Here is a 2,085-nt window from a genome sequence, read left to right on the forward strand (position 1 = left end):
CCTTTCTTTGTTTCGATATCAAAAAGCCCGGTCGGTAGCCGCGAAAGCTACCGACCGGGCAAATCGTAGGCAATATGGTTGCTGTCGAGCAGCTGCTCAGCTTAGCCCAGCAGGCTCAGACCCACGGAGACAAACGCCAGGATAACGCCGACGATGGACTCGCCGCCGAGCAGGCCGCTGGCAACGACCAGACCCTGTTCCTGGAAGGCGGCGTCCTTGGCAGCCCTCTCCTCGTCAGAAAGACCAGCGGTGGCGTCGCGGTGGGCGGACCACTTGTCGTAGGCGAGTTTGACGCAGGAGCCCAGGAAAGCCGTGAGTGACATGTAGAACGGCAGGTACACGCCCAGGCCGATCATCATGGCCGGAATGCCGAGCCAGTACATGACGATGCCGGCGATAAAGCCGCCAACGAACCACGGCACGCTCGGGATGCCCGAGACCATGGTGGCGACGACGCTTGCCTGCGCGGCAACAAAGCTCTTGTCGGGACCAAAGGCGTCCGGGCCATAGGCGGTGACGAGCGCGACCATGACGGCTGCGGCGACCAGGGCGCCCACGATGCCGCCAATGGCTTGGCCGATCCACTGCGCACGCGGGTTGGTGCCCAGCACGGCGCCGGCCTTAAAGTCGTTCATGACGTCGCCCGCAAGGCCGCACGCCACGGCTACGATGCCGGCGATAAAGAACAGCTTGACCTGAGCGATCTGTGCAAAGGCAGCCACGATGAGCATGACGATGAGGCCAAAGATCTCCATTGGGTCGATGCCCGTCTGGCCGCAGCTCTGCGCGCTCATGATGGTGGTGACAAAGGTGAACAACGTGACGATGACGGCCGGAACGGGGCCAAGGTCGAGCGCGATGGCAACGATTACGGCGATGGCGGCAGCGCCCAGGCCGATGATGCCGGCGTCGAGCTTAAGAGAGCCCGAGATAAGCGACTGCTCGTCGGTGTCGGTGGAGCTGTCGGCGGCAAGACCGCGGACGATACCGGCGACCTGCGGCAGGATGTCCTTGAGGACGACGGCGACGCCAAAGCCCATCATGAGGCCCATGCCCAGGGACTTGACGATGCCCTGCGCGGTCACAACGTCGAACAGACCGGCAGCGGTACCGCCCACGATGATGCCAAAGTTGCCCAGCAGGGCGCCGGCAAACCAGAAGGCGACGGGGGCGAAGCCCACGAGGAAGCCGACGGAGAGCAGCATGGGCGAGTTGTAGATGCCAAAGGTCACGCCGGGGATGTTGAGCGTGCACAGCATGCTGGGCACCACGCCCAGGGCGTCGCGCAGCACGCTGTAGATGCCGGCGATGGCCATGGAACCAAAGAGCTGCTTGCCGGTCTTGCCGCCGGCCTCGGTGGCGCGCAAGGTCTGAGCTGCGGCGTTGCCGGTGGGGAACTCCAACGCGGCGTCCACGATAAAGTGACGGTGGATGAGCGCGGTGGCCAGCAGGCCCAGGATGGTGCCGGCGAGTGCCACGATAAACATGTCGAGCCAGCTAATCTGGTCGGCATAGCCCAGCATCCAGGCGCCCGGGATGGTAAACGCCAGACCGCCGGCGACCATGGCGCCCGCGGACATGATGGTGTGGGTGACGTTTGCCTCGTTGAGGCTGGCGTTGCCCATGAGCTTAAGGAAGAACAGCGAGATGACGGCAGCGAAGACGATCGGCCAGGGGAGTGCGCCCATCTTGAGGGCGGTGTAGGCCGAGCTTGCCGTGATGATCACGCAGCCAAGGACGCCGATGGCGACGCCGCGCAGCGTGAGTTGCCCGCGCATCGAAGCGCGGTTCGAGGGATTGCTCATATAGAACTCCTTTGCGTATATCCGCTTCCCCCGGGAGCGCCGCTACGGATACGGCGCGGGAAGTCGGGTTACCAAGGGCCGCCGCGTGAGCTCGCGCACGACCGCGCACCAGTATAGCCGCAAGGCAGCTCATTTGGGACGGGGCTTTTTTAGCTGACCCAGGCTCGGCCAAAGGATGATTGTTCTGGGACGGGGATTTAAAAATCATCAGGTACGCAATGATTTTTAAAGGCTCTGTTAGACCAGGATTGACATGCCGACCTGCCGGCTATCTCGCCGT

The 2,085-nt window shown here is 63.3% G+C and carries 1 protein-coding gene; it reads right to left on the minus strand.

Annotated elements, in window-relative coordinates:
* Positions 1-101 precede the first annotated feature (101 nt).
* The gene (locus tag DXC52_RS05325) at positions 102-1,805 is read right to left on the minus strand and encodes an OPT/YSL family transporter (protein ID WP_117746451.1); all 1,704 of its coding nucleotides are present in this window, start codon (positions 1,803-1,805) and stop codon (positions 102-104) included.
* Positions 1,806-2,085: the final 280 nt, after the last annotated feature.

Source organism: Collinsella sp. TF05-9AC (assembly GCF_003438495.1).
Lineage (GTDB): Bacteria > Actinomycetota > Coriobacteriia > Coriobacteriales > Coriobacteriaceae > Collinsella.